The organism is Escherichia sp. TW14182 (genome assembly GCF_000208525.1).
GTDB lineage: Bacteria > Pseudomonadota > Gammaproteobacteria > Enterobacterales > Enterobacteriaceae > Escherichia > Escherichia ruysiae.
Genome location: NZ_AEJZ01000261.1, coordinates 1 through 21775 on the forward strand (window position 1 = coordinate 1; position 21775 = coordinate 21775).

Consider the following 21775-nt stretch of genomic DNA (forward strand, 5'->3'; position numbering starts at 1 on the left):
ATGCGAGAGTAGGGAACTGCCAGGCATCAGTTAAAGCGAAAGGCCATCCTTACGGATGGCCTTTTTGCGCTGGTGCAGAAAAATGCCGGATGCGACGCTGGCGCGTCTTATCCAGCCTTGTATTATCTCTTCTGCTTTTGCATCCACTTCACCACAAAATCAGCCAGCCCCTCAACATCATTAATATCCAGTAACGCAACATCAACATTAAGCGGTACATCGCTGGCCACAGCAATGACATGCCTGTCTATCACCAACTCTTCCGGTCGATGTCCGGCTCCATCACGAAACAGCACAATCTTCGCGATCTCTTCATGCTTAAACCCTTCGACCAGAATCAAATCTAGCTTTGAGGTATCCATTCGACTTGCGAGGAAATGCAGATCCAGTTCTTCTTCGTCTGGCGTTTCAGTCATCAAAGCCCATCGTTGCTGGCTGGCAACGATGGTTTGCGCCGCGCCAGCCTTGCGCAGCTCATAGCTATCTTTGCCTGGCTTATCAACATCCATATCATGATGCGTATGCTTAATCAGCCCTGGACGGATCCCTCGGGCGCATAATGCCGGGATCAGTTTTTTCAGCAGCGTAGTTTTTCCGGTGCCACTCCACGCGGCAAAGGCGAGTAACGGTATCATTGTCTTTCCTGCCATCGGGCAAGTTCCTCTGGCGTATTCACGTTTATAAATGCCTCTTTGCGATCGCTGAAATCAACCGCGTGACCGCCAGCAAGATTCATAAAAGCCATCACCCGGCGCTCTCCGGACTGCAGGTATTCCTGCAATAATGGCTCAATAGTGCGATTTACCAGGGCTATAGTCGGGTGATCGCGTTCGCCGTCATGAACCCACACGACAGGCGCATCTTTGCGCTGATGATTAAGCCGGGAGACTAAATCCTGGGGAATATAGGGTGTATCGCACGGACAAAACAGAAACCACTCACCTGCTTCCTGCTGTATTACTGAAAGCATTCCCGCCAGTGGCCCAGGATGGTTCGCCAGAGAATCCGCTATCACTTTCAGGCCGCTTGCCTGATAGATTTCCTGATGGCGATTGGCATTAACCACGACGTGAGAGAGCTGCGTCATAAGCGCGTCAGCGACATGTTGCCACAGCGGTTTGCCGTTTAATTCAAGCAATCCTTTATCTACGCCGCCCATTCGTCTGGCTTTACCGCCCGCCAGCACAACGCCTGTTATCGTCGTCATCAGATTCACCGATATCGCCTCTTTTATTGTGGGATTGACCCTGCTAACGTGTCTGTCTCAAGAGTAAGGAGCATCACTATGAAATGTAAACGTCTGAATGAAGTTATTGAACTCCTCCAGCCAGCCTGGCAAAAAGAGCCAGACCTTAACTTGTTGCAATTTTTGCAGAAACTGGCGAAAGAGTCAGGTTTTGACGGCGAACTGGCGGATTTGACGGATGACATTCTGATCTATCACCTGAAAATGCGTGATTCCGCGAAAGATGCGGTGATCCCAGGTTTGCAGAAAGATTATGAAGAAGACTTCAAAACGGCGCTGTTACGCGCACGCGGCGTAATTAAAGAGTAAAAGCTTGTAAGCGGCGCGACCAAAATCATCGTGAAATGATATCCTTCATCATTCGTAATGTTTTCCGGATGATGGGATGAACAACAACGCTTTTACTTTCCAGACACTACACCCGGATACCATCATGGACGCTCTGTTTGGGCAAGGGATCCGGGTGGATTCCGGGCTTACCCCGCTTAACAGCTATGAAAACCGTGTCTATCAATTTCAGGACGAAGATCGCCGACGCTTTGTCGTTAAATTTTATCGTCCTGAACGCTGGACAGCCGATCAAATTCTTGAAGAACATCAATTTGCGTTGCAGCTGGTAAACGATGAAGTGCCGGTCGCAGCACCTGTGGCCTTTAATGGTCAGACTTTATTGAATCATCAGGGATTTTATTTCGCCGTTTTCTCAAGCGTCGGTGGTCGCCAGTTCGAAGCTGATAATATCGATCAGATGGAAGCGGTTGGCCGTTATCTGGGGCGCATGCACCAGACGGGGCGCAAACAGCTTTTTATCCATCGCCCGACTATCGGCCTGAATGAGTATCTTATTGAGCCACGCAAGCTGTTTGAGGACGCTACACTGATCCCTTCCGGGTTGAAAGCGGCATTTCTGAAAGCGACGGACGAGCTGATCGCCGCTGTTACAGCACACTGGCGGGAAGATTTCACCGTTCTGCGGCTACATGGTGACTGCCATGCCGGGAACATTCTCTGGCGCGATGGTCCGATGTTTGTCGATCTGGATGATGCACGTAATGGTCCGGCTATTCAGGATTTGTGGATGTTGCTGAATGGTGATAAAGCCGAGCAGCGGATGCAACTGGAAACTATTATTGAAGCTTATGAAGAGTTTAGCGAGTTCGATACCGCTGAAATCGGACTGATTGAACCTTTACGCGCCATGCGTTTGGTTTATTATCTTGCCTGGCTAATGCGGCGTTGGGCTGATCCCGCGTTCCCGAAAAATTTCCCGTGGTTAACCGGGGAAGATTACTGGCTGCGACAGACGGCGACTTTTATAGAACAGGCAAAAGTTCTACAAGAACCCCCTTTGCAATTAACACCTATGTATTAATCGGAGAGAGTAGATCATGAAAAAGATTTGGCTGGCGCTGGCTGGTTTAGTTTTAGCGTTTAGCGCATCGGCGGCGCAGTATGAAGATGGTAAGCAGTACACCACCCTGGAAAAACCGGTTGCTGGCGCGCCGCAAGTGCTGGAGTTTTTCTCTTTCTTCTGTCCGCACTGCTATCAGTTTGAAGAAGTTCTGCATATTTCTGATAACGTGAAGAAAAAACTGCCGGAAGGCGTGAAGATGACTAAATACCACGTTAACTTCATGGGCGGGGATCTGGGCAAAGAACTGACTCAGGCATGGGCAGTGGCAATGGCGCTGGGCGTGGAAGACAAAGTCACTGTTCCGCTGTTTGAAGGCGTACAGAAAACCCAGACCATTCGTTCTGCATCTGATATCCGCGATGTGTTTATCAACGCAGGTATTAAAAGTGAAGAGTACGACGCAGCGTGGAACAGCTTCGTGGTGAAATCTCTGGTCGCTCAGCAGGAAAAAGCCGCAGCCGACATGCAATTGCGTGGCGTTCCGGCGATGTTTGTTAACGGTAAATATCAGCTGAATCCGCAGGGTATGGATACCAGCAATATGGATGTTTTTGTTCAGCAGTATGCTGATACTGTGAAATATCTGTCTGAGAAAAAATAATTCATTGTAAATTACATAAGGCCCGTGAATATTCACGGGCTTTTTTTATTATTTAATAAATATAAATACATTCTGATAATACGTCCTGTTACTGGACATTATTTCAGCATAAGTGGATATTCAAAGTTTTGCTGTTTTATCAGGGAATATTTATATGATACGTAAGTCAGCTACAGGTGTCATTGTTGCGTTAGCCGTTATCTGGGGTGGTGGCACATGGTACACAGGTACGCAAATTCAGCCAGGTGTCGAAAAGTTTATTAAAGATTTTAACGATGCTAAAAAGAAAGGTGAACATGCCTACGCGATGACATTAAGTTATAAAAAATTTGAAAAAGGTTTTTTTAATTCCCATTTTCAGATGCAAATTATATTTGATAACGGTGCACCCGATCTCAATATCAAACCAGGCCAGAAAGTTGCATTTGATGTAGATATTGAGCACGGTCCGTTACCCATCACAATGTTAATGCGTGGTAATGTCATCCCCGCACTGGCAGCGGCAAAAGTGAACTTAGTGAATAATGAACTGACACAACCGCTATTTATCGCCTCGAAAAATAAATCGCCCGTTGAAGCGAAATTGCGATTGACGTTTGGTGGCTCATTTTCCACGACATTAGATGTTGCCCCTGCAGAGTATGGAGAGTTTTCCTTTGGTGAAGGCCAGTTTACTTTTAATAGTGATGATAGTTCATTGTCTAACCTGGATATTGAAGGCAAGGTCGAAGATATTGTCCTGAAATTATCGCCAATAAGCAAAGTAACGGCGAAGAGTTTTACCATTAATTCTCTGACGCGATTAGAAGAAAAGAAATTTCCGGTGGGTGAAAGCGAGTCGAAATTTAATCAGATTAACATTATCAATCGCGGAGAAGACGTTGCCCAAATCGATGCTTTCGTTGCAAAAACCAGGCTGGATCGCGTAAAAGACAAAGATTATATCAATGTCAATCTGACCTACGAACTTGATAAGTTAACAAAAGGGAATCAGCAACTCGGTAGTGGTGAGTGGTCATTGATTGCTGAATCTATTGATCCCTCAGCGGTGCGCCAATTTATCATCCTGTATAACATTGCGATGCAAAAGCAGCTTACTGCACACCCTGAGCTAGCAAACGATAAAGCAGCTCTGCAAGAAGTGAATGCTGCATTGTTCAAAGAGTATTTACCATTATTACAAAAAAGTGAGCCAGTTATTAAATTGTCGGTTAGCTGGAGAAATACTCTCGGAGAACTAAACGCCAATCTGGATCTGAGTATTGATGATCCAGCCAAATCTTCATCATCCACAAACAAAAATATTAAATCGTTCAATTTTGATGTGACGTTACCGCTTAATGTCGTCACAGAAACCGCAAAACAACTTAATTTATCTGAAGGAATGGATGCTGAAAAAGCTCAGAAGCGGGCAGATAAACAAATCAGCGGGATGATGACATTAGGTCAGATGTTTCAGTTAATCACGATTGACAACAATACCGCCTCGCTGCAGTTGCGTTATACACCGGGTAAAGTTGTTTTTAACGGGCAGGAGATGAGCGAGGAAGAATTTATGTCTCGTGCCGGACGTTTTGCACATTAATATAATATCTCGCCTCTGCCAATTCAGAGGCGAGAAAAACTATTTATCCTGGCGCTGCGATGACATCAATGACGTCAGAAGCCTGTCTTTTTCATGCCACAGTGAGTTCAGCCATTGCTGAAAATGGCGTTTAAAGCTTTTGTCACTGATATAGTCGCCATGCAATTCTTCAGCAATAGGCTGTAAATCCACATGCACGACAATTCTGGTCAGTTTGCCACTTAGCATATCGAAGAATGGTTGACGGTGATTATCCGGATAACACAGCGTAACGTTGAGCAATTTATCGAATTGTTTACCTAATACATTCAGCGCCATCGCAATACCGGCAGCTTTTGGTGGCAGAAGATTTTGAAATGTTGAGTGGGTTTGCTGGTGTTTCTCTTCAGTGAAGCGGGAACCCTCAACAAAATTTACAATAGTGGTAGGATGCAGGCGAAATTTTTCGCAGGAACGACGAGTAGTTTCTACATCTTTACCGCGTCGCTCCGGATGACGTAACAAATAAGCGCGGGAATAACGCTTCATAAACGGCATATCCAGCGCCCAACATGCCAGGCCAAGAAAAGGCACCCAGGCCAGTTGCTGTTTAAGGAAATATTTATTCATCGGAATGTGCTTACGAAACAACACGCACAGTACGACAATATCTGCCCAGCTACGGTGATTACAAATTAGCAGATACCAGTTCTTTTTACTTAACCCTTCCAGCCCGTGAACTTCCCATCGCAAATGTGGATTAAGGTGCAGTAATAGCGCCAGCCCTTCGCACCAGCAATACATCATAAAATCACAAAAACGTGAAACTTTTCGCCATATCATTGGCACAGGTAACAATAGTTTTACGATCCCGGCAATGATGATCGGGACGGAACAAAAAATGGTAACCAAAATGGTCAATACGATACTCAGCAAAAGAGTTATCGTAGCGAGTATTCTCGTCATAATTAATTTATTCAAAAAGTTAGCCATAGACAGTGCGCCAAAGACGCGCAAGGCGCAGATTTTAGCAGAAAACCCCCCAAATAACGGATGATCCTAAAGTAGAAAAATAATTTATATCTATCCACATTAGAAGAAATCCTATTATTTCAATTGTTAGGGCTGGATTTATTTTTAAGCTCATGAAAAACAAAGATAAACATCATGCTGTAAAAAGCATGATAATAAATTAAAAGCGATGTAAATAATTTATGCACAAAGTTATCCACATGACGATTTGCGAGCGATCCAGAAGATCTACAAAAGATTTTCACGAAAAGCGGTGAAAAACTCATGTTTTCATCCTGTCTGTGGCATCCTTTACCCATAATCTGATAAACAGGCACGGACATTATGGTTCAGATCCCCCAAAATCCACTTATCCTTGTAGATGGTTCATCTTATCTTTATCGCGCATATCACGCGTTTCCGCCGCTGACCAACAGCGCAGGCGAGCCGACCGGTGCGATGTACGGTGTCCTCAACATGCTGCGTAGTCTAATCATGCAATATAAACCGACACATGCAGCGGTGGTCTTTGACGCCAAGGGAAAAACCTTTCGTGATGAACTGTTTGAACATTACAAATCACATCGCCCGCCAATGCCGGACGATTTGCGAGCACAAATAGAACCTCTGCACGCGATGGTTAAAGCGATGGGCCTGCCGCTGTTGGCGGTTTCTGGCGTAGAAGCGGACGACGTTATCGGCACTCTGGCGCGCGAAGCCGAAAAAGCCGGGCGTCCGGTGCTGATCAGCACTGGCGACAAAGATATGGCGCAGTTGGTGACGCCAAATATTACGCTTATCAATACCATGACAAACACCATCCTCGGCCCGGAAGAGGTGGTGAATAAGTACGGCGTACCGCCAGAACTGATCATTGACTTCCTGGCTCTGATGGGCGACTCCTCCGATAACATCCCAGGCGTACCGGGCGTGGGTGAAAAAACTGCGCAGGCACTGCTGCAGGGGCTTGGCGGGCTGGATACGCTGTATGCCGAGCCGGAAAAAATTGCTGGCCTAAGCTTCCGTGGCGCGAAAACAATGGCGGCGAAGCTAGAGCAAAACAAAGAAGTGGCTTATCTCTCTTACCAGCTGGCGACGATTAAAACCGATGTTGAGCTGGAACTGACCTGTGAACAACTGGAAGTGCAGCAACCGGCGGCTGAAGAGTTGTTGGGGCTGTTCAAAAAGTATGAGTTCAAACGCTGGACTGCTGATGTAGAGGCGGGCAAATGGTTACAGGCCAAAGGGTCTAAACCTGCCGCGAAGCCGCAGGAAACGCTTGTTGTCGACGAAACGCCAGAAGTGGTGGCAACGGTGATTTCTTACGATAACTACGTCACTATCCTTGATGAAGATACGCTGAAAGAATGGATTACGAAGCTGGAAAAAGCGCCGGTATTTGCATTTGATACCGAAACTGACAGCCTCGATAACATCTCTGCCAACCTGGTGGGGTTGTCTTTCGCTATCGAGCCTGGCGTTGCGGCCTATATTCCGGTTGCTCATGATTACCTTGATGCACCGGATCAGATCTCCCGCGCGAGCGCGCTCGAACTGTTGAAACCGCTACTGGAAGATGAAAAGGCGCTGAAGGTCGGGCAAAACCTGAAATACGATCGCGGTATTCTGGCGAACTACGGCATTGAACTGCGTGGGATTGCGTTTGATACCATGCTGGAGTCCTACATTCTCAATAGCGTTGCCGGGCGTCACGATATGGACAGCCTCGCGGAACGTTGGTTGAAGCACAAAACTATCACTTTTGAAGAGATTGCCGGTAAAGGCAAAAATCAACTGACCTTTAACCAGATTGCCCTGGAAGAGGCCGGTCGCTACGCCGCCGAAGATGCAGACGTCACCTTACAATTGCATCTGAAAATGTGGCCGGATCTGCAGAAACACAAAGGGCCGTTGAACGTCTTCGAAAACATCGAAATGCCGCTGGTGCCGGTGCTTTCACGCATCGAACGCAACGGTGTGAAGATCGACCCGAAAGTGCTGCACAATCATTCTGAAGAGCTCACTCTGCGTCTGGCGGAGCTGGAAAAGAAAGCGCATGAAATTGCAGGTGAAGAATTTAACCTTTCTTCCACCAAGCAGTTACAAACTATTCTGTTTGAAAAACAGGGCATTAAACCGCTGAAGAAAACGCCGGGTGGCGCGCCGTCAACGTCGGAAGAGGTACTGGAAGAACTGGCGCTGGACTATCCGTTGCCAAAAGTGATTCTGGAGTATCGTGGTCTGGCGAAGCTGAAATCGACTTACACCGACAAGCTGCCGCTGATGATCAACCCGAAAACCGGGCGTGTGCATACCTCTTATCACCAGGCAGTAACTGCAACGGGACGTTTATCGTCAACCGATCCTAACCTGCAAAACATTCCGGTGCGTAACGAAGAAGGTCGTCGTATCCGCCAGGCGTTTATTGCGCCAGAGGATTATGTGATTGTCTCAGCGGACTACTCGCAGATTGAATTGCGCATTATGGCGCATCTCTCGCGAGACAAAGGCTTGCTGACTGCATTTGCAGAAGGAAAAGATATCCACCGGGCAACGGCGGCAGAAGTGTTTGGTTTGCCACTGGAAACCGTCACCAGCGAGCAACGCCGTAGCGCGAAAGCAATCAACTTTGGTCTGATTTATGGCATGAGTGCTTTCGGTCTGGCGCGGCAATTGAACATTCCACGTAAAGAAGCGCAGAAGTACATGGATCTTTACTTCGAACGCTACCCTGGCGTGCTGGAGTATATGGAACGCACCCGTGCTCAGGCGAAAGAGCAGGGCTACGTTGAAACGCTGGACGGACGCCGTCTCTATTTGCCGGATATCAAGTCCAGCAACGGTGCGCGTCGTGCTGCGGCTGAACGTGCAGCAATTAACGCGCCGATGCAGGGAACTGCAGCCGACATCATCAAACGGGCGATGATTGCCGTCGATGCATGGTTACAGGCCGAGCAACCGCGCGTTCGTATGATCATGCAGGTACACGATGAACTGGTATTTGAAGTTCATAAAGATGATCTCGATGTGGTATCAAAGAAAATCCATCAATTGATGGAAAACTGTACCCGTCTGGATGTGCCGTTGCTGGTGGAAGTCGGAAGCGGTGAAAACTGGGATCAGGCGCACTAAGATTCGCCTGAATAAGCCCTTTTTTCGTAAGTAAGCAACATAAGCTGTCACGTTTTGTGATGGCTATTAGAAATTCCTATGCAACAACTGAAAAAAAATTACAAAAAATGCTTTCTGAACTGAACAAAAAAGAGTAAAGTTATTCGCGTAGGGTACAGAGGTAAGATGTTCTATCTTTCAGACCTTTTACTTCACGTAATCGGATTTGGCTGAATTTTTTAGCCGCCCCAGTCAGTAATGACTGGGGCGTTTTTTATTGGGCGAGAGAAAAGATCTGAATTGCCTGGCGCATAACGCTTATCAGGCTTACGGCGTGAGTCGCAATATTTTGAAGTCCCTGGCCAGACAAAGCATTTAAGCTACATCCGGCACCGGGGAAAGAAAAATTATTCGCCGTCCTGATTCTCTTCGATGGGCTGCATTTCGCTAAACCAGGTATCCAGCTTCTGACGCAGCTTATCCACACCTTGTTTCTTCAGCGAAGAGAAGGTCTCTACCTGCACATCACCATTAAATGCCAGCACCGCTTCACGCACCATATTCAATTGCGCTTTACGTGCACCGCTCGCCAGTTTGTCCGCTTTGGTCAGTAGCACCAACACGGCGATATTGCTGTCCACCGCCCACTCAATCATCTGCTGATCGAGATCTTTCAGCGGATGGCGAATATCCATCAGCACCACCAGACCTTGCAGGCTCTGACGTTTTTCGAGGTATTCGCCGAGCGCGCGCTGCCATTTGCGCTTCATCTCTTCCGGGACTTCCGCATAACCGTAGCCAGGCAAGTCAACCAGACGCTTGCCATCAGCCACTTCAAACAGGTTGATAAGCTGGGTGCGCCCTGGTGTTTTCGAGGTACGAGCCAGGCTTTTCTGGTTAGTCAGCGTGTTCAGCGCGCTGGATTTACCTGCGTTGGAACGGCCTGCAAAAGCCACTTCGATTCCGGTATCGGAAGGTAAGTGGCGAATATCAGGCGCACTCATCACAAAATGCGTCTGTTGATAATTCAAATTAGTCAAAGCGGTCGTCTCCGTCAGTCAAAGCTTTTCAGCGATTATACCTGAACCACAATAAAAGACGGATTTTTCGGGGGGCATGGTGTAAGTAAAAGCCACATGCTTTGTGAGACATTGCCGATCATCTTTATGCGAAATCGAAGAGAAAAATCTGCGATGCATGTCAAATAGGTCAAAGAAATCATGTGATTAGTTTTATACAATAATCTGAAAATGAGAAAATACTGATGATAGTTTATTGTTTGTTTAGCGCAGAAGCGTAAAGTAGCACCCATAGAGCGAGGACGCTAACAGGAAGATGACTCAGGATGAGGGTCAGGAGCGCCAGGAGGCGAAGACAGAGGATTGTCAGGAAGACAAACGTCCGGAGACGTAATTAAACGGAAATGGAATCAACACGGAATGTTCTGGCTAATGGAAAAACAGGGTGTGTTGGCGGCCTGCAAGGATTGTAAGACCCGTTAAGGGTTATGAGTCAGGAAAAAAGGCGACAGAGTAATCTGTCGCCTTTTTTCTTTGCTTGCTTTCTGTTAGATTCCGCCGCAAATCTATACTGAATAAAACGGCAAAAAGACGAATCATTATGAAATCATCATCTTCAAACTCACGCAGCAAAGGTCACGCAAAAGCGCGTCGAAAAACACGCGAGGAGCTGGATCAGGAGGCTCGTGACCGCAAGCGCCAGAAAAAACGTCGTGGTCATGCGCCGGGCAGCCGCGCAGCGGGCGGTAAAACGACATCAGGCAACAAAGGCCAGAACGCACCGAAAGATCCACGCATTGGTAGTAAAACCCCTATTCCATTGGGCGTGACTGAAAAAGTCACCAAACAGCACAAACCGAAGAGTGAGAAACCTATGCTTTCACCGCAGGCGGAGTTGGAGTTACTGGAAACGGATGAGCGTCTGGATGCGCTGCTGGAACGTCTGGAAGCAGGCGAAACCCTGAGCGCCGAAGAGCAATCCTGGGTTGATGCCAAACTGGATCGTATTGATGAGTTGATGCAGAAACTCGGCCTCTCTTATGACGACGATGAAGAAGAGGAAGAAGACGAGAAGCAAGAAGACATGATGCGTCTGCTGCGGGGCAACTAACGGATTGCCACCGTGGGCCTTCCCGTTCTGCTGATAACCCTTCCGGTTATATGTTATCTGGTGTGGTTATTCGTTAAACTACGGCGGTTGTCGCGGCGACAAAAGTGGCTGCGCAACCGGCTGATGACCCGAAACGGGCATCCGCCGGTACGCCGTAGCCGCCAGAGACGCCATCGGAAGGAGTGAGTATGTCTGTACAGCAAATCGACTGGGATCTGGCCCTGATCCAGAAATATAACTATTCCGGGCCACGATACACCTCGTACCCGACCGCGCTGGAGTTTTCAGAAGACTTCGGCGAACAGGCGTTTTTACAAGCCGTGGCGCGCTACCCTGAGCGTCCATTATCTCTCTACGTTCATATTCCGTTCTGCCACAAGCTTTGCTACTTCTGTGGTTGCAATAAGATTGTCACACGCCAGCAGCACAAGGCCGATCAGTATCTGGACGCGCTGGAGCAAGAAATCGTTCATCGTGCACCGCTGTTTGCCGGGCGTCACGTTAGTCAGTTGCACTGGGGTGGCGGTACGCCGACGTACCTGAATAAAGCGCAAATCAGCCGCCTGATGAAGCTGCTGCGGGAAAACTTCCAGTTTAATGCCGACGCGGAAATCTCGATCGAAGTCGATCCGCGTGAAATCGAACTGGATGTACTCGATCATTTACGTTCCGAAGGATTTAATCGCCTGAGCATGGGCGTGCAGGACTTCAACAAAGAAGTACAGCGTCTGGTCAATCGCGAGCAGGATGAAGAATTCATCTTTGCGCTGCTTAACCATGCGCGTGAGATTGGCTTTACCTCCACCAACATTGACCTGATTTACGGCCTGCCGAAACAGACGCTGGAGAGTTTCGCCTTTACCCTGAAACGCGTGGCGGAGCTGAACCCCGATCGTCTGAGCGTCTTTAACTACGCGCATCTGCCGACCATTTTTGCTGCTCAGCGTAAAATCAAAGATGCTGACCTGCCGAGTCCGCAGCAGAAACTCGATATCCTGCAGGAAACCATCGCTTTCCTGACGCAATCGGGTTATCAGTTTATTGGTATGGATCACTTTGCCCGCCCGGATGACGAGCTGGCTGTGGCTCAGCGTGAAGGCGTGCTACATCGTAATTTCCAGGGCTACACCACTCAGGGGGATACCGACCTGCTGGGGATGGGTGTTTCAGCCATCAGCATGATTGGCGACTGCTACGCGCAAAACCAGAAAGAGTTGAAGCAGTACTATCAGCAGGTGGATGAACAGGGTAATGCGCTGTGGCGCGGTATTGCGTTAACGCGCGATGACTGTATTCGCCGCGATGTGATTAAGTCTCTTATCTGCAATTTCCGTCTGGATTACGCCCCCGTTGAACAACAGTGGGATTTGCACTTCGCTGATTACTTTGCGGAAGATCTCAAGCTTCTCGCCCCGTTAGCAAAAGATGGGCTGGTGGATGTCAATGAGAAGGGGATTCAGGTGACGGCAAAAGGCCGCTTGCTGATCCGCAACATCTGCATGTGCTTTGATACTTATCTGCGCCAGAAAGCGCGGATGCAGCAGTTCTCACGGGTGATTTAAATTGTGAATGGCGCTTCGTTTATAAGGATGATAAACGAAGCGCCATGAGATTGATGACAAACCTCACAAAAGAATGCGAACTGTCCCCTCGCCCCATTGGGGAGAGGGTTAGGGTTAGGGTGAGGGGAACATGTCGGCATCGATGCGAACAATGACCCTCACTCTGGCCCTCTTGCCTTCCAGGGAGACAATCAGGCTCGCATTGGCTACTCAGCAGTCTATAACGAGCTTCAGCTAAACAGCCCAATCATCGCGACACACAGGATGGCCGCAACGGCAGTTTGCGGTGTGTGGCTATCAACTGCGCCACTCGATACCAGATTAATTATTGATTCCAGCATAATGACTTCCCCCGTATTCCGGGCAAGATCATACTGAACTTATCAGAACAGTAAAGCGCAAAATAACAGCAATTTGCGCTCAATAATCAATCTTTACACACCAGCCGTGAATCACTCCATCCCCAACTCTTTTAACTTACGTGTCAGGGTGTTACGTCCCCAACCAAGCAGTCGCGCTGCTTCTTGTTTATGCCCCTGCGTATGTCGCAAAGCAGTAGTTAGTAACGTCCGCTCCAGCTCTGGCTGCGCTTCAGAAAGCAGGTTTTGATGACCGGAACGCAGCGCCCGATCTGCCCACTGCGCTAACAACGTTGCCCAACTGTCCGGTTGCATAGTGGAAGGACTTTCCGGAACCGTAGATTCAAACAGTTCGCCGGGCAAATCCTGAATCAACACTTCCTGTCCGGCGGCCATCACCGTTAACCAGCGGCAGGTGTTTTCCAGTTGGCGCACGTTCCCCGGCCACGCCAGACGCGTCAGGGCGGCTTCGGTTTCCGGATGCAGCAACTTCGCTTCTACGCCCAGTTCGCGCGCGGCAACCTGTAAAAAATGGCGTGCCAGGCGGGGAATATCTTCCCGACGCTCACGCAGTGGCGGCAGATGAACGCGGATAACGTTCAGGCGGTGGAAAAGATCCTCACGGAACTTGCCTTCCTGCACGCGCAGTTCCAGGTTCTGGTGAGTCGCGGCAATAATACGCACATCCACTTTCACCGGCGCATAGCCGCCAACGCGATAAAACTGACCGTCTGCCAGCACGCGCAGCAAACGCGTCTGCACATCCAGCGGCATATCGCCAATTTCGTCGAGAAATAACGTGCCGCCATCGGCCTGTTCAAAACGCCCCTGGCGAATAGTATTCGCGCCAGTAAACGCGCCTTTCTCGTGACCGAACAGTTCTGATTCGATCAAATCTTTTGGGATAGCCGCCATATTCAGCGCGATAAACGGCGCTTTGGCACGCGGACTGTGGCGATGCAGGGCATGAGCGACCAGCTCTTTACCGGTGCCGGACTCGCCGTTAATCAGCACACTAATGGAAGAACGCGAAAGCCGACCGATAATACGGAACACGTCCTGCATGGCTGGCGCTTCGCCGATGATATCGGTCGTCGGGCCGTTAAGCTGAATATTACGCGGCTGCTGCTGTTCCTGATAATGGCTGATGGCGCGCTCAACCAGCGCCACGGCTTCGTCGATATCAAACGGTTTGGGCAGATAATCAAACGCCCCTTGTTGATAGGCGCTAACGGCAGCATCCAGATCGGAATGTGCGGTCATGATGATGACCGGAAGCATGGGATGGCGCTGTTTAATCTGCTTGAGCAGTGCCAGTCCGTCCATTCCCGGCATACGGATATCTGAAAGCAGCACATCCGGCGTTTTACTCGCCAGTGCATCCAGCACTTCGGTGCCGCTCTCAAATGTCGTGCAGGTTAGACCCGCTCCAGCGAGCGCACGTTCAAGCACCCAACGGATGGAACTATCGTCATCGACTACCCAGACTATCCCTCGTTGCATAAACGTCACCTTTATTTCCTGATAGGCAGGTAAACCGAGAACTCGGTATGACCTGGCCAACTGGTAAATTCAATTTTGCCTGAATGCTGATCAATCAAATTACGGGCAATGGATAAGCCAAGCCCGGTGCCGCCTTCGCGACCGCTGACCATCGGGTAAAACAGCGTATCCTGTAAGTGAGGCGGGATACCCGGCCCGTTATCTTCCACATCGATCCGCGCTGCCAGCCGATAACGCTCACCGTGCAAGGTCAGCTGGAAAGCCGTGCGGGTACGCAGAATAATTTCGCCGCCTTCCGGCCCCAGCGCCTGTAGCGCATTACGCACAATATTCAGTAATACCTGTTCAATTTGATCCGGATCGTGCGCCAGTTCCGGCAGGCTGGGGTCGTAATCACGAATCAACCGCACGTTATCAGGCAGTTCCATCGACACCAGCGTCACCACGCGTTCAGCCACTTTGTGAATACTTTCGGTAACGCGCGTACCGGGCAGCTGCGGCCCCAACAGACGGTCGACCAGATTTCGCAGCCGGTCCGCCTGTTCGATAATCACTTTGGTATATTCCAGCAGTGACGGGTCAGGTAATGCTTTGCTGAGCAGCTGCGCCGCGCCACGTAAACCGCCAAGCGGATTTTTAATCTCATGTGCCAGGCCGCGTACCAAATCGCGGGCAGCTACCTGCTGGGCGTGCTGTAGCTGTTCCTGACTTAAGCGGCGCTGGTTATCCATTGGTGCCATCTCCAGCAGGATCATGCCGTCCGGCATACGCTGGGCCGTCACAGAAAGGATATGCGAACGCCCGTCGATGACCAGCGTCACTTCGTTATCGGTAAAACCTTGCCCCGCCTCCAGACTTTCTTGCATCAGCTCGATATTTAATGAGAAGTAGCTCAACAGTTCCGGTAACGGCGTACCAAACAATTTGCGGGAGCTTTGGGCGAGCAGTTGTTGCGCAGCGGGGTTGGCGTAATGAATCGCCAGGTTGTCATCGATTAACAAAATACTGTTAATCAGCGAGTTGAGGATCTGCCCAGCATCGGGCTGCGTGCCTGTTGCCATAAAGCAGTCTCCTGAACAGCTTGCACCATTTTAGTGCATTATAGCTTTTTACGGATAAAAAGCGCGAAGCATCAGAGAATTGACGGAGAAAAAAGCCCATGCAGAGATGGGCTGAAATTTCCACGGCAACTAAAAACCAGTCCCATCAGGCTATTTTATTTGCCATTTTGAACCTGGGCAGTGCTCGAACTCCTCACGTACCGATGTACGCTCGGGGTTCTGCGCGCTGTCCGTGTTCAAACTGGCTGCAACAATTACGCCAGATGGGCCTGGTTTGAACCCCCGGCGTTGTTCGCGCCGGGTAGTACAACTTCAACTATTAGACGCTGTAGTACAGTTCAAACTCTACCGGATGCGGAGTCATACGCACGCGGTCATCTTCTTCGCGACGCAGGGCGATGTACGCATCGATTGCTTCATCAGTGAACACGCCACCGGCTTTCAGGAACTCGCGATCCAGATCCAGTTCGTTCAGTGCTTCTTCCAGAGAGCCTGCAACCTGTGGGATCTCTTTCGCTTCTTCTGGCGGCAGGTCATACAGGTTTTTGTCCATCGCTTCGCCCGGATGGATCTTGTTCTTGATACCATCAAGACCGGCCATCAGCAGGGCAGCAAAGCACAGGTACGGGTTAGCCGCCGGGTCCGGGAAACGTACTTCGATACGACGTGCTTTCGGAGAAGAAACCACCGGAATACGGATAGACGCAGAACGGTTACGTGCAGAGTAAGCCAGCATTACCGGTGCTTCGTAGCCCGGGACCAGACGCTTATAAGAGTTGGTGGTCGGGTTTGCCAGGGCGTTAATCGCTTTAGCGTGTTTGATTACGCCGCCAATGTAGTACAGCGCCTGCTCAGACAGACCTGCGTATTTATCGCCCGCGAACAGGTTAACGCCGTTTTTAGACAGCGACATGTGGCAGTGCATACCGGAGCCGTTATCACCGAACATCGGTTTTGGCATAAAGGTCGCAGTTTTACCGAAGCGGTGCGCTACGTTGTGCACAACATATTTGTAGATCTGAATTTCGTCAGCTTTTTTGGTCATGGTATTGAAGCGGGTAGCCACTTCGTTCTGACCAGCAGTCGCTACTTCGTGGTGATGGGCTTCAACCACCAGACCCATCTGTTCCATCACCAGACACATTTCAGAACGAATATCCTGAGCAGAGTCTACCGGTGGAACCGGGAAGTAACCGCCTTTCACTGCCGGACGGTGACCTTTGTTACCACCTTCGTATTGGGTGGAGGAGTTCCATGCGCCTTCGATATCGTCGATAGCAACGTGGGAACCGGAGATAGATGATCCGAAACGGATGTCATCGAACAGGAAGAATTCAGGTTCTGGCCCGAACAGTACGGTGTCGGCAATGCCAGTGGAACGCAGGTAATCTTCGGCGCGCTTCGCGATGGAGCGCGGGTCGCGGTCATAGCCTTGCAGGGTGCCAGGTTCAAGGATATCGCAACGGATAATCAGGGTAGAGTCGGCGAAGAACGGGTCAATCACTGCGGTGGATGCGTCTGGCATCAGCACCATGTCGGATTCGTTAATGCCTTTCCAGCCGCCAATCGAGGAGCCGTCAAACATTTTGCCTTCTTCGAAGAATTCAGCATTCACCTGATGAGCAGGGATAGTGACGTGCTGTTCTTTACCTTTGGTATCGGTGAAGCGCAAATCAACAAACTTCACTTCGTGCTCGTTCAGCATCGTCAGTACGTGTTCAGCGGACATACTTTAACTCTCCTGGATTGGTCATTGTCGTCGTGGTAACGAAATCTGCAATTATTTTGGCCGTGTCGCCGTAAAAAAGATAAAGCGAAATCTGTGCCAACTTTTAAATTGCCCCTAAAAGGCGTTATCATGCTTAACATCGTGCAAAAGGGCTGCACCATGATGTGAATGTTGCACCAATAGAGTGCTTCAATGGAAACATTAAGCACCATATTGGTGCAATGACCTTTGGATAACCCTTTTTATGCTCCGTGAAAGCGATCACAAAGGGACTCTGCAATACTTGTTTGCGGAGGATGTTTGTGATCCTGTTTTGTAGTGCGATTAATCCGTGTACAATAACGCGCTATTTCTAATGCCTGAGGCAAAGTTGTGATCGAAAAATTGCGTAATATCGCCATCATCGCGCACGTAGACCATGGTAAAACCACCCTGGTAGACAAGCTGCTCCAACAATCCGGTACGTTCGACTCTCGTGCCGAAACCCAAGAGCGCGTGATGGACTCCAACGATTTGGAGAAAGAGCGTGGGATTACCATCCTCGCGAAAAACACCGCTATCAAATGGAATGATTACCGTATCAACATCGTTGATACCCCGGGGCACGCCGACTTCGGTGGTGAAGTTGAACGTGTAATGTCCATGGTAGACTCAGTGCTGCTGGTGGTTGACGCATTTGACGGCCCGATGCCGCAAACGCGCTTCGTAACCAAAAAAGCGTTTGCTTACGGCCTGAAGCCGATTGTTGTTATCAACAAAGTTGACCGCCCTGGCGCGCGTCCTGACTGGGTTGTGGATCAGGTATTCGACCTGTTCGTTAACCTTGACGCGACCGATGAGCAGCTGGACTTCCCGATCGTTTACGCTTCTGCGCTGAACGGCATCGCGGGTCTGGATCACGAAGATATGGCGGAAGACATGACCCCGCTGTATCAGGCGATTGTTGACCACGTTCCTGCGCCGGACGTTGACCTTGACGGTCCGTTCCAGATGCAGATTTCTCAGCTCGATTACAACAGCTATGTTGGCGTTATCGGCATTGGCCGCATCAAGCGCGGTAAAGTGAAGCCGAACCAGCAGGTTACTATCATCGATAGCGAAGGCAAAACCCGTAACGCGAAAGTCGGTAAAGTGCTGGGCCACCTCGGTCTGGAGCGTATCGAAACCGATATGGCGGAAGCTGGCGATATCGTGGCGATCACGGGCCTTGGCGAACTGAACATTTCTGACACCGTTTGCGACACGCAAAACGTTGAAGCATTGCCGGCACTCTCCGTTGATGAGCCGACCGTTTCTATGTTCTTCTGCGTTAACACCTCGCCGTTCTGCGGTAAAGAAGGTAAGTTCGTTACTTCCCGTCAGATCCTGGATCGTCTGAACAAAGAACTGGTACACAACGTTGCGCTGCGCGTAGAAGAAACCGAAGACGCCGATGCGTTCCGCGTTTCTGGTCGTGGCGAACTGCACCTGTCTGTTCTTATCGAGAACATGCGTCGTGAAGGTTTCGAACTGGCGGTATCCCGTCCGAAAGTTATCTTCCGTGAAATCGACGGTCGTAAACAAGAGCCGTTCGAAAACGTGACTCTGGACGTTGAAGAACAGCATCAGGGTTCTGTAATGCAGGCGCTGGGCGAGCGTAAAGGCGAGCTGAAAAACATGAATCCAGACGGTAAAGGCCGCGTACGTCTTGACTACGTGATCCCAAGCCGTGGTCTGATTGGCTTCCGTTCTGAGTTCATGACCATGACTTCTGGTACAGGTCTGCTGTACTCCACCTTCAGCCACTACGACGATGTGCGTCCGGGCGAAGTGGGTCAGCGTCAGAACGGCGTACTGATCTCTAACGGTCAGGGTAAAGCGGTAGCGTTCGCGCTGTTCGGTCTGCAGGATCGCGGTAAGCTGTTCCTCGGTCACGGTGCAGAAGTTTACGAAGGTCAGATCATCGGTATTCACAGCCGTTCTAACGACCTGACTGTAAACTGCCTGACCGGTAAGAAACTGACCAACATGCGTGCTTCCGGTACTGACGAAGCCGTTGTTCTGGTTCCACCAATCCGCATGACTCTGGAACAAGCTCTGGAGTTCATCGATGATGACGAACTGGTAGAAGTGACTCCGACCTCTATCCGTATTCGTAAACGTCACCTGACGGAAAACGATCGTCGCCGCGCGAACCGTGGCCCGAAAGAAGATTAATTTTTCTTTTTAGTCGTGAAAAACCTGCCAGAGATGGCAGGTTTTTTTTTACCTGTCGTGAGCGCACACCAATGCGAGTATCTCCCTTATAAGTCTGTGATTACGTCAATAGAGAGCTTTGTCACAATTATCTGCAAAGTCATACGCCGTTAATTGCTTTCTTTTTTGGCGTAAGCGTAAGATGCTTCATCTGGTTTAAACCAAAAGGATTAAACAATGGCGGAGAATCAATCCACCGTAGAAAATGCAAAAGAGAAACTGGATCGGTGGTTGAAAGATGGCATCACCACACCGGGTGGAAAACTCCCTTCAGAAAGAGAGCTGGGAGAACTGCTGGGCATTAAACGTATGACGCTGCGCCAGGCGTTGTTGAACCTCGAGGCAGAATCCAAAATCTTCCGTAAAGATCGTAAGGGGTGGTTCGTGACCCAGCCGCGATTTAATTACAGTCCGGAGCTGTCGGCGAGCTTTCAGCGGGCCGCAATTGAGCAAGGGCGAGAGCCTTCCTGGGGGTTTACCGAGAAAAACCGTACCAGCGATATTCCCGAGACGCTCGCGCCACTGATTGCAGTGACGCCATCAACTGAACTCTATCGCATCACCGGCTGGGGGGCGCTGGAAGGACATAAAGTTTTCTATCACGAAACATATATTAATCCTGAAGTTGCTCCGGGTTTTATTGAACAACTTGAAAACCACTCATTTTCTGCAGTCTGGGAAAAGTGCTACCAAAAAGAGACGGTAGTAAAAAAATTGATTTTCAAACCCGTCAGAATGCCGGGCGATATCAGCAAGTATCTTGGCGGTTCTGCGGGTATGCCTGCGATCTTAATTGAAAAGCATCGCGCCGACCAGCAAGGCAATATTGTCCAGATAGATATTGAATATTGGCGATTTGAGGCCGTAGACCTCATCATTAATCTGTAGGTGTTTTATGGTGACAATAAATAACGCAAGAAAGATTCTACAACGTGTCGACACTCTTCCTCTTTATTTACATGCTTATGCCTTTCATTTAAATATGCGGCTGGAAAGAGTGTTGCCTGCTGATTTACTTGATATCGCAAGTGAAAATAATCTACGTGGCGTCAAAATCCATGTTCTGGATGGCGAGCGTTTTTCTCTTGGTAATATGGACGATAAAGAACTCTCTGCCTTTGGGGATAAAGCCCGCCGTCTGAACCTTGATATTCATATTGAAACCAGTGCCTCAGATAAAAAATCTATTGACGAAGCCGTCGCCATCGCGTTGAAAACTGGGGCATCCTCCGTACGTTTTTATCCGCGTTATGAAGGTAATTTGCGCGACGTATTATCGATTATCGCTAACGACATTGCCTATGTACGGGAAACGTATCAGGACAGCGGCCTGACTTTTACGATCGAGCAGCATGAAGATTTAAAAAGTCATGAGCTGGTGTCGCTGGTCAAAGAAAGTGAGATGGAGTCTCTTTCCTTACTGTTTGATTTTGCGAACATGATCAATGCAAATGAGCATCCCATCGACGCTTTAAAAACGATGGCACCGCATATTACCCAGGTCCATATCAAAGATGCCTTGATCGTTAAAGAACAGGGTGGCCTGGGTCATAAAGCCTGTATTTCAGGTCAGGGGGATATGCCCTTCAAAGCGTTATTAACGCACCTTATCTGCCTGGGTGATGATGAGCCGCAGGTGACGGCATATGGCCTGGAAGAAGAGGTTGATTATTATGCGCCGGCGTTCCGCTTTGAAGACGAAGATGATAATCCGTGGATCCCTTATCGCCAGATGAGTGAAACACCCCTACCAGAAAATCATTTACTGGATGCGCGGTTACGTAAAGAAAAAGAAGATGCAATTAATCAGATAAATCATGTGCGTAACGTACTACAACAAATCAAACAAGAGGCAAACCATCTTCTGAACCACTAATAAGTTTTAACTCATACGCAGTTAATAAAACCATTCCATATGAATGGTCGGTATCTTATTGCCTTTAAAACAGTGATTTTAAAAATCGCTTAGGGGATGTTATGCTCACGAAAAAGAAATGGGCGTTATTTAGTCTATTAACACTGTGTGGCGGTACAATTTATAAATTACCGTCGCTGAAAGATGCGTTTTATATCCCGATGCAGGAATATTTCCATTTGACTAATGGTCAAATTGGTAATGCTATGTCGGTAAACTCATTTGTCACCACAGTGGGCTTTTTTCTGTCTATTTATTTTGCCGATAAACTACCGCGCAGATACACCATGTCACTCTCACTCATTGCGGGTAGTGACTCCAACTTACTGATAGT

The 21775-nt window shown here is 49.1% G+C and carries 19 protein-coding genes and 2 pseudogenes; 13 read left to right on the plus strand and 8 right to left on the minus strand.

What is annotated here, in order from left to right; genetic code table 11:
- Window positions 1-122: 122 nt before the first annotated feature.
- Window positions 123-650 (minus strand): molybdopterin-guanine dinucleotide biosynthesis protein MobB, encoded by a 528-nt coding sequence (mobB, locus tag EQY_RS0119130; RefSeq protein ID WP_024212655.1) that lies wholly within the window; start codon window positions 648-650, stop codon window positions 123-125.
- Window positions 632-1216 (minus strand): molybdenum cofactor guanylyltransferase MobA, encoded by a 585-nt coding sequence (gene mobA / locus EQY_RS0119135; RefSeq protein WP_001052170.1) that lies wholly within the window; start codon window positions 1214-1216, stop codon window positions 632-634. The genes mobB and mobA overlap by 19 nt, the downstream gene beginning before the upstream one ends.
- 69 nt (window positions 1217-1285) lie before the next feature.
- Between mobA and EQY_RS0119140 the strand changes: the two genes are divergently transcribed.
- From EQY_RS0119140 to EQY_RS0119155, 4 genes are all read left to right on the plus strand, one after another.
- Window positions 1286-1555, plus strand: coding sequence for a YihD family protein (locus tag EQY_RS0119140; protein ID WP_001295263.1), 270 nt, complete (start codon window positions 1286-1288; stop codon window positions 1553-1555).
- Window positions 1556-1631: 76 nt separating this feature from the next.
- Entirely contained in the window at window positions 1632-2618 is a 987-nt protein-coding gene (srkA, locus tag EQY_RS0119145) for a stress response kinase SrkA (RefSeq protein WP_001062022.1), read from the plus strand.
- Window positions 2619-2634: 16 nt separating this feature from the next.
- A complete protein-coding gene (gene dsbA / locus EQY_RS0119150; protein ID WP_000725346.1) occupies window positions 2635-3261 on the plus strand; it encodes a thiol:disulfide interchange protein DsbA in 627 nt (208 codons plus the stop codon).
- A gap of 154 nt (window positions 3262-3415) precedes the next feature.
- A complete protein-coding gene (locus EQY_RS0119155; RefSeq protein WP_024212656.1) occupies window positions 3416-4846 on the plus strand; it encodes a DUF945 family protein in 1431 nt (476 codons plus the stop codon).
- 39 nt (window positions 4847-4885) lie between these two features.
- Here the strand turns inward: EQY_RS0119155 and yihG are convergent, their stop codons facing one another.
- The gene (gene yihG / locus EQY_RS0119160) at window positions 4886-5818 is read right to left on the minus strand and encodes a 1-acylglycerol-3-phosphate O-acyltransferase YihG (protein ID WP_010348272.1); all 933 of its coding nucleotides are present in this window, start codon (window positions 5816-5818) and stop codon (window positions 4886-4888) included.
- A 363-nt stretch (window positions 5819-6181) separates the two neighbouring features.
- Between yihG and polA the strand changes: the two genes are divergently transcribed.
- A complete protein-coding gene (polA, locus tag EQY_RS0119170; RefSeq protein ID WP_000250034.1) occupies window positions 6182-8968 on the plus strand; it encodes a DNA polymerase I in 2787 nt (928 codons plus the stop codon).
- 165 nt (window positions 8969-9133) lie between these two features.
- Window positions 9134-9181: a small protein SpfP gene (spfP, locus tag EQY_RS27480; RefSeq protein ID WP_071892919.1), complete on the plus strand. Its 48-nt coding sequence runs from the start codon at window positions 9134-9136 to the stop codon at window positions 9179-9181.
- A 173-nt stretch (window positions 9182-9354) separates the two neighbouring features.
- On the opposite strand, the gene yihA is transcribed toward spfP, so the two are convergent.
- Window positions 9355-9987: a ribosome biogenesis GTP-binding protein YihA/YsxC gene (yihA, locus tag EQY_RS0119175; RefSeq protein WP_000183347.1), complete on the minus strand. Its 633-nt coding sequence runs from the start codon at window positions 9985-9987 to the stop codon at window positions 9355-9357.
- Between the two features lie 234 nt (window positions 9988-10221).
- On the opposite strand from yihA, the pseudogene EQY_RS25765 reads away from it, so the two are divergent.
- The 3 genes and pseudogenes from EQY_RS25765 to hemN all read left to right on the plus strand — a co-directional run bounded on the left by EQY_RS25765 (window position 10222) and on the right by hemN (window position 12639).
- A pseudogene (locus tag EQY_RS25765) lies at window positions 10222-10449 on the plus strand (hypothetical protein).
- A 118-nt stretch (window positions 10450-10567) separates the two neighbouring features.
- Window positions 10568-11077: a Der GTPase-activating protein YihI gene (gene yihI, locus EQY_RS0119180; protein ID WP_024212657.1), complete on the plus strand. Its 510-nt coding sequence runs from the start codon at window positions 10568-10570 to the stop codon at window positions 11075-11077.
- Window positions 11078-11265: 188 nt separating this feature from the next.
- Window positions 11266-12639: an oxygen-independent coproporphyrinogen III oxidase gene (hemN, locus tag EQY_RS0119185; protein WP_000116103.1), complete on the plus strand. Its 1374-nt coding sequence runs from the start codon at window positions 11266-11268 to the stop codon at window positions 12637-12639.
- A gap of 230 nt (window positions 12640-12869) precedes the next feature.
- Here hemN and EQY_RS0119190 read toward each other — a convergent pair whose 3' ends face one another.
- The 4 genes from EQY_RS0119190 to glnA all read right to left on the minus strand — a co-directional run bounded on the left by EQY_RS0119190 (window position 12870) and on the right by glnA (window position 17291).
- A complete protein-coding gene (locus EQY_RS0119190) occupies window positions 12870-12980 on the minus strand; it encodes a YshB family small membrane protein (protein ID WP_000893993.1) in 111 nt (36 codons plus the stop codon).
- 111 nt (window positions 12981-13091) lie between these two features.
- Window positions 13092-14501, minus strand: a complete 1410-nt coding sequence (glnG, locus tag EQY_RS0119195; protein ID WP_024212658.1) for a nitrogen regulation protein NR(I) — start codon at window positions 14499-14501, stop codon at window positions 13092-13094.
- 11 nt (window positions 14502-14512) lie between these two features.
- Entirely contained in the window at window positions 14513-15562 is a 1050-nt protein-coding gene (gene glnL, locus EQY_RS0119200) for a nitrogen regulation protein NR(II) (protein WP_000190577.1), read from the minus strand.
- Window positions 15563-15881: 319 nt separating this feature from the next.
- The gene (glnA, locus tag EQY_RS0119205; protein WP_001271717.1) at window positions 15882-17291 is read right to left on the minus strand and encodes a glutamate--ammonia ligase; all 1410 of its coding nucleotides are present in this window, start codon (window positions 17289-17291) and stop codon (window positions 15882-15884) included.
- Window positions 17292-17663: 372 nt separating this feature from the next.
- Here glnA and typA point away from each other — a divergent pair, with 372 nt between their 5' ends.
- The 4 genes and pseudogenes from typA to EQY_RS24995 form a co-directional block, all read left to right on the plus strand.
- Complete coding sequence (gene typA, locus EQY_RS0119215; protein ID WP_000570674.1) at window positions 17664-19487, plus strand: ribosome-dependent GTPase TypA; 1824 nt, start codon at window positions 17664-17666, stop codon at window positions 19485-19487.
- Window positions 19488-19703: 216 nt separating this feature from the next.
- A complete protein-coding gene (locus EQY_RS0119220; protein ID WP_000829798.1) occupies window positions 19704-20414 on the plus strand; it encodes a GntR family transcriptional regulator in 711 nt (236 codons plus the stop codon).
- A 7-nt stretch (window positions 20415-20421) separates the two neighbouring features.
- On the plus strand, window positions 20422-21402 hold the full coding sequence (locus EQY_RS0119225; RefSeq protein ID WP_000256413.1) for a sugar phosphate isomerase/epimerase family protein: 981 nt from the start codon (window positions 20422-20424) through the stop codon (window positions 21400-21402).
- A gap of 101 nt (window positions 21403-21503) precedes the next feature.
- Window positions 21504-21775, plus strand: a pseudogene (locus tag EQY_RS24995) (MFS transporter); the annotation flags it as partial.

Bases quoted from the DNA above. Each gene is read 5' to 3' on its own strand.
- mobB (WP_024212655.1), bottom strand. From the start codon at position 650: ATGGCAGGAAAGACAATGATACCGTTACTCGCCTTTGCCGCGTGGAGT.
- EQY_RS0119140 (WP_001295263.1), top strand. From the start codon at position 1,286: ATGAAATGTAAACGTCTGAATGAAGTTATTGAACTCCTCCAGCCAGCC.
- srkA (WP_001062022.1), top strand. From the start codon at position 1,632: ATGAACAACAACGCTTTTACTTTCCAGACACTACACCCGGATACCATC.
- dsbA (WP_000725346.1), top strand. From the start codon at position 2,635: ATGAAAAAGATTTGGCTGGCGCTGGCTGGTTTAGTTTTAGCGTTTAGC.
- EQY_RS0119155 (WP_024212656.1), top strand. From the start codon at position 3,416: ATGATACGTAAGTCAGCTACAGGTGTCATTGTTGCGTTAGCCGTTATC.
- yihG (WP_010348272.1), bottom strand. From the start codon at position 5,818: ATGGCTAACTTTTTGAATAAATTAATTATGACGAGAATACTCGCTACG.
- polA (WP_000250034.1), top strand. From the start codon at position 6,182: ATGGTTCAGATCCCCCAAAATCCACTTATCCTTGTAGATGGTTCATCT.
- yihI (WP_024212657.1), top strand. From the start codon at position 10,568: ATGAAATCATCATCTTCAAACTCACGCAGCAAAGGTCACGCAAAAGCG.
- hemN (WP_000116103.1), top strand. From the start codon at position 11,266: ATGTCTGTACAGCAAATCGACTGGGATCTGGCCCTGATCCAGAAATAT.
- EQY_RS0119190 (WP_000893993.1), bottom strand. From the start codon at position 12,980: ATGCTGGAATCAATAATTAATCTGGTATCGAGTGGCGCAGTTGATAGC.
- glnG (WP_024212658.1), bottom strand. From the start codon at position 14,501: ATGCAACGAGGGATAGTCTGGGTAGTCGATGACGATAGTTCCATCCGT.
- glnL (WP_000190577.1), bottom strand. From the start codon at position 15,562: ATGGCAACAGGCACGCAGCCCGATGCTGGGCAGATCCTCAACTCGCTG.
- glnA (WP_001271717.1), bottom strand. From the start codon at position 17,291: ATGTCCGCTGAACACGTACTGACGATGCTGAACGAGCACGAAGTGAAG.
- EQY_RS0119220 (WP_000829798.1), top strand. From the start codon at position 19,704: ATGGCGGAGAATCAATCCACCGTAGAAAATGCAAAAGAGAAACTGGAT.
- EQY_RS0119225 (WP_000256413.1), top strand. From the start codon at position 20,422: ATGGTGACAATAAATAACGCAAGAAAGATTCTACAACGTGTCGACACT.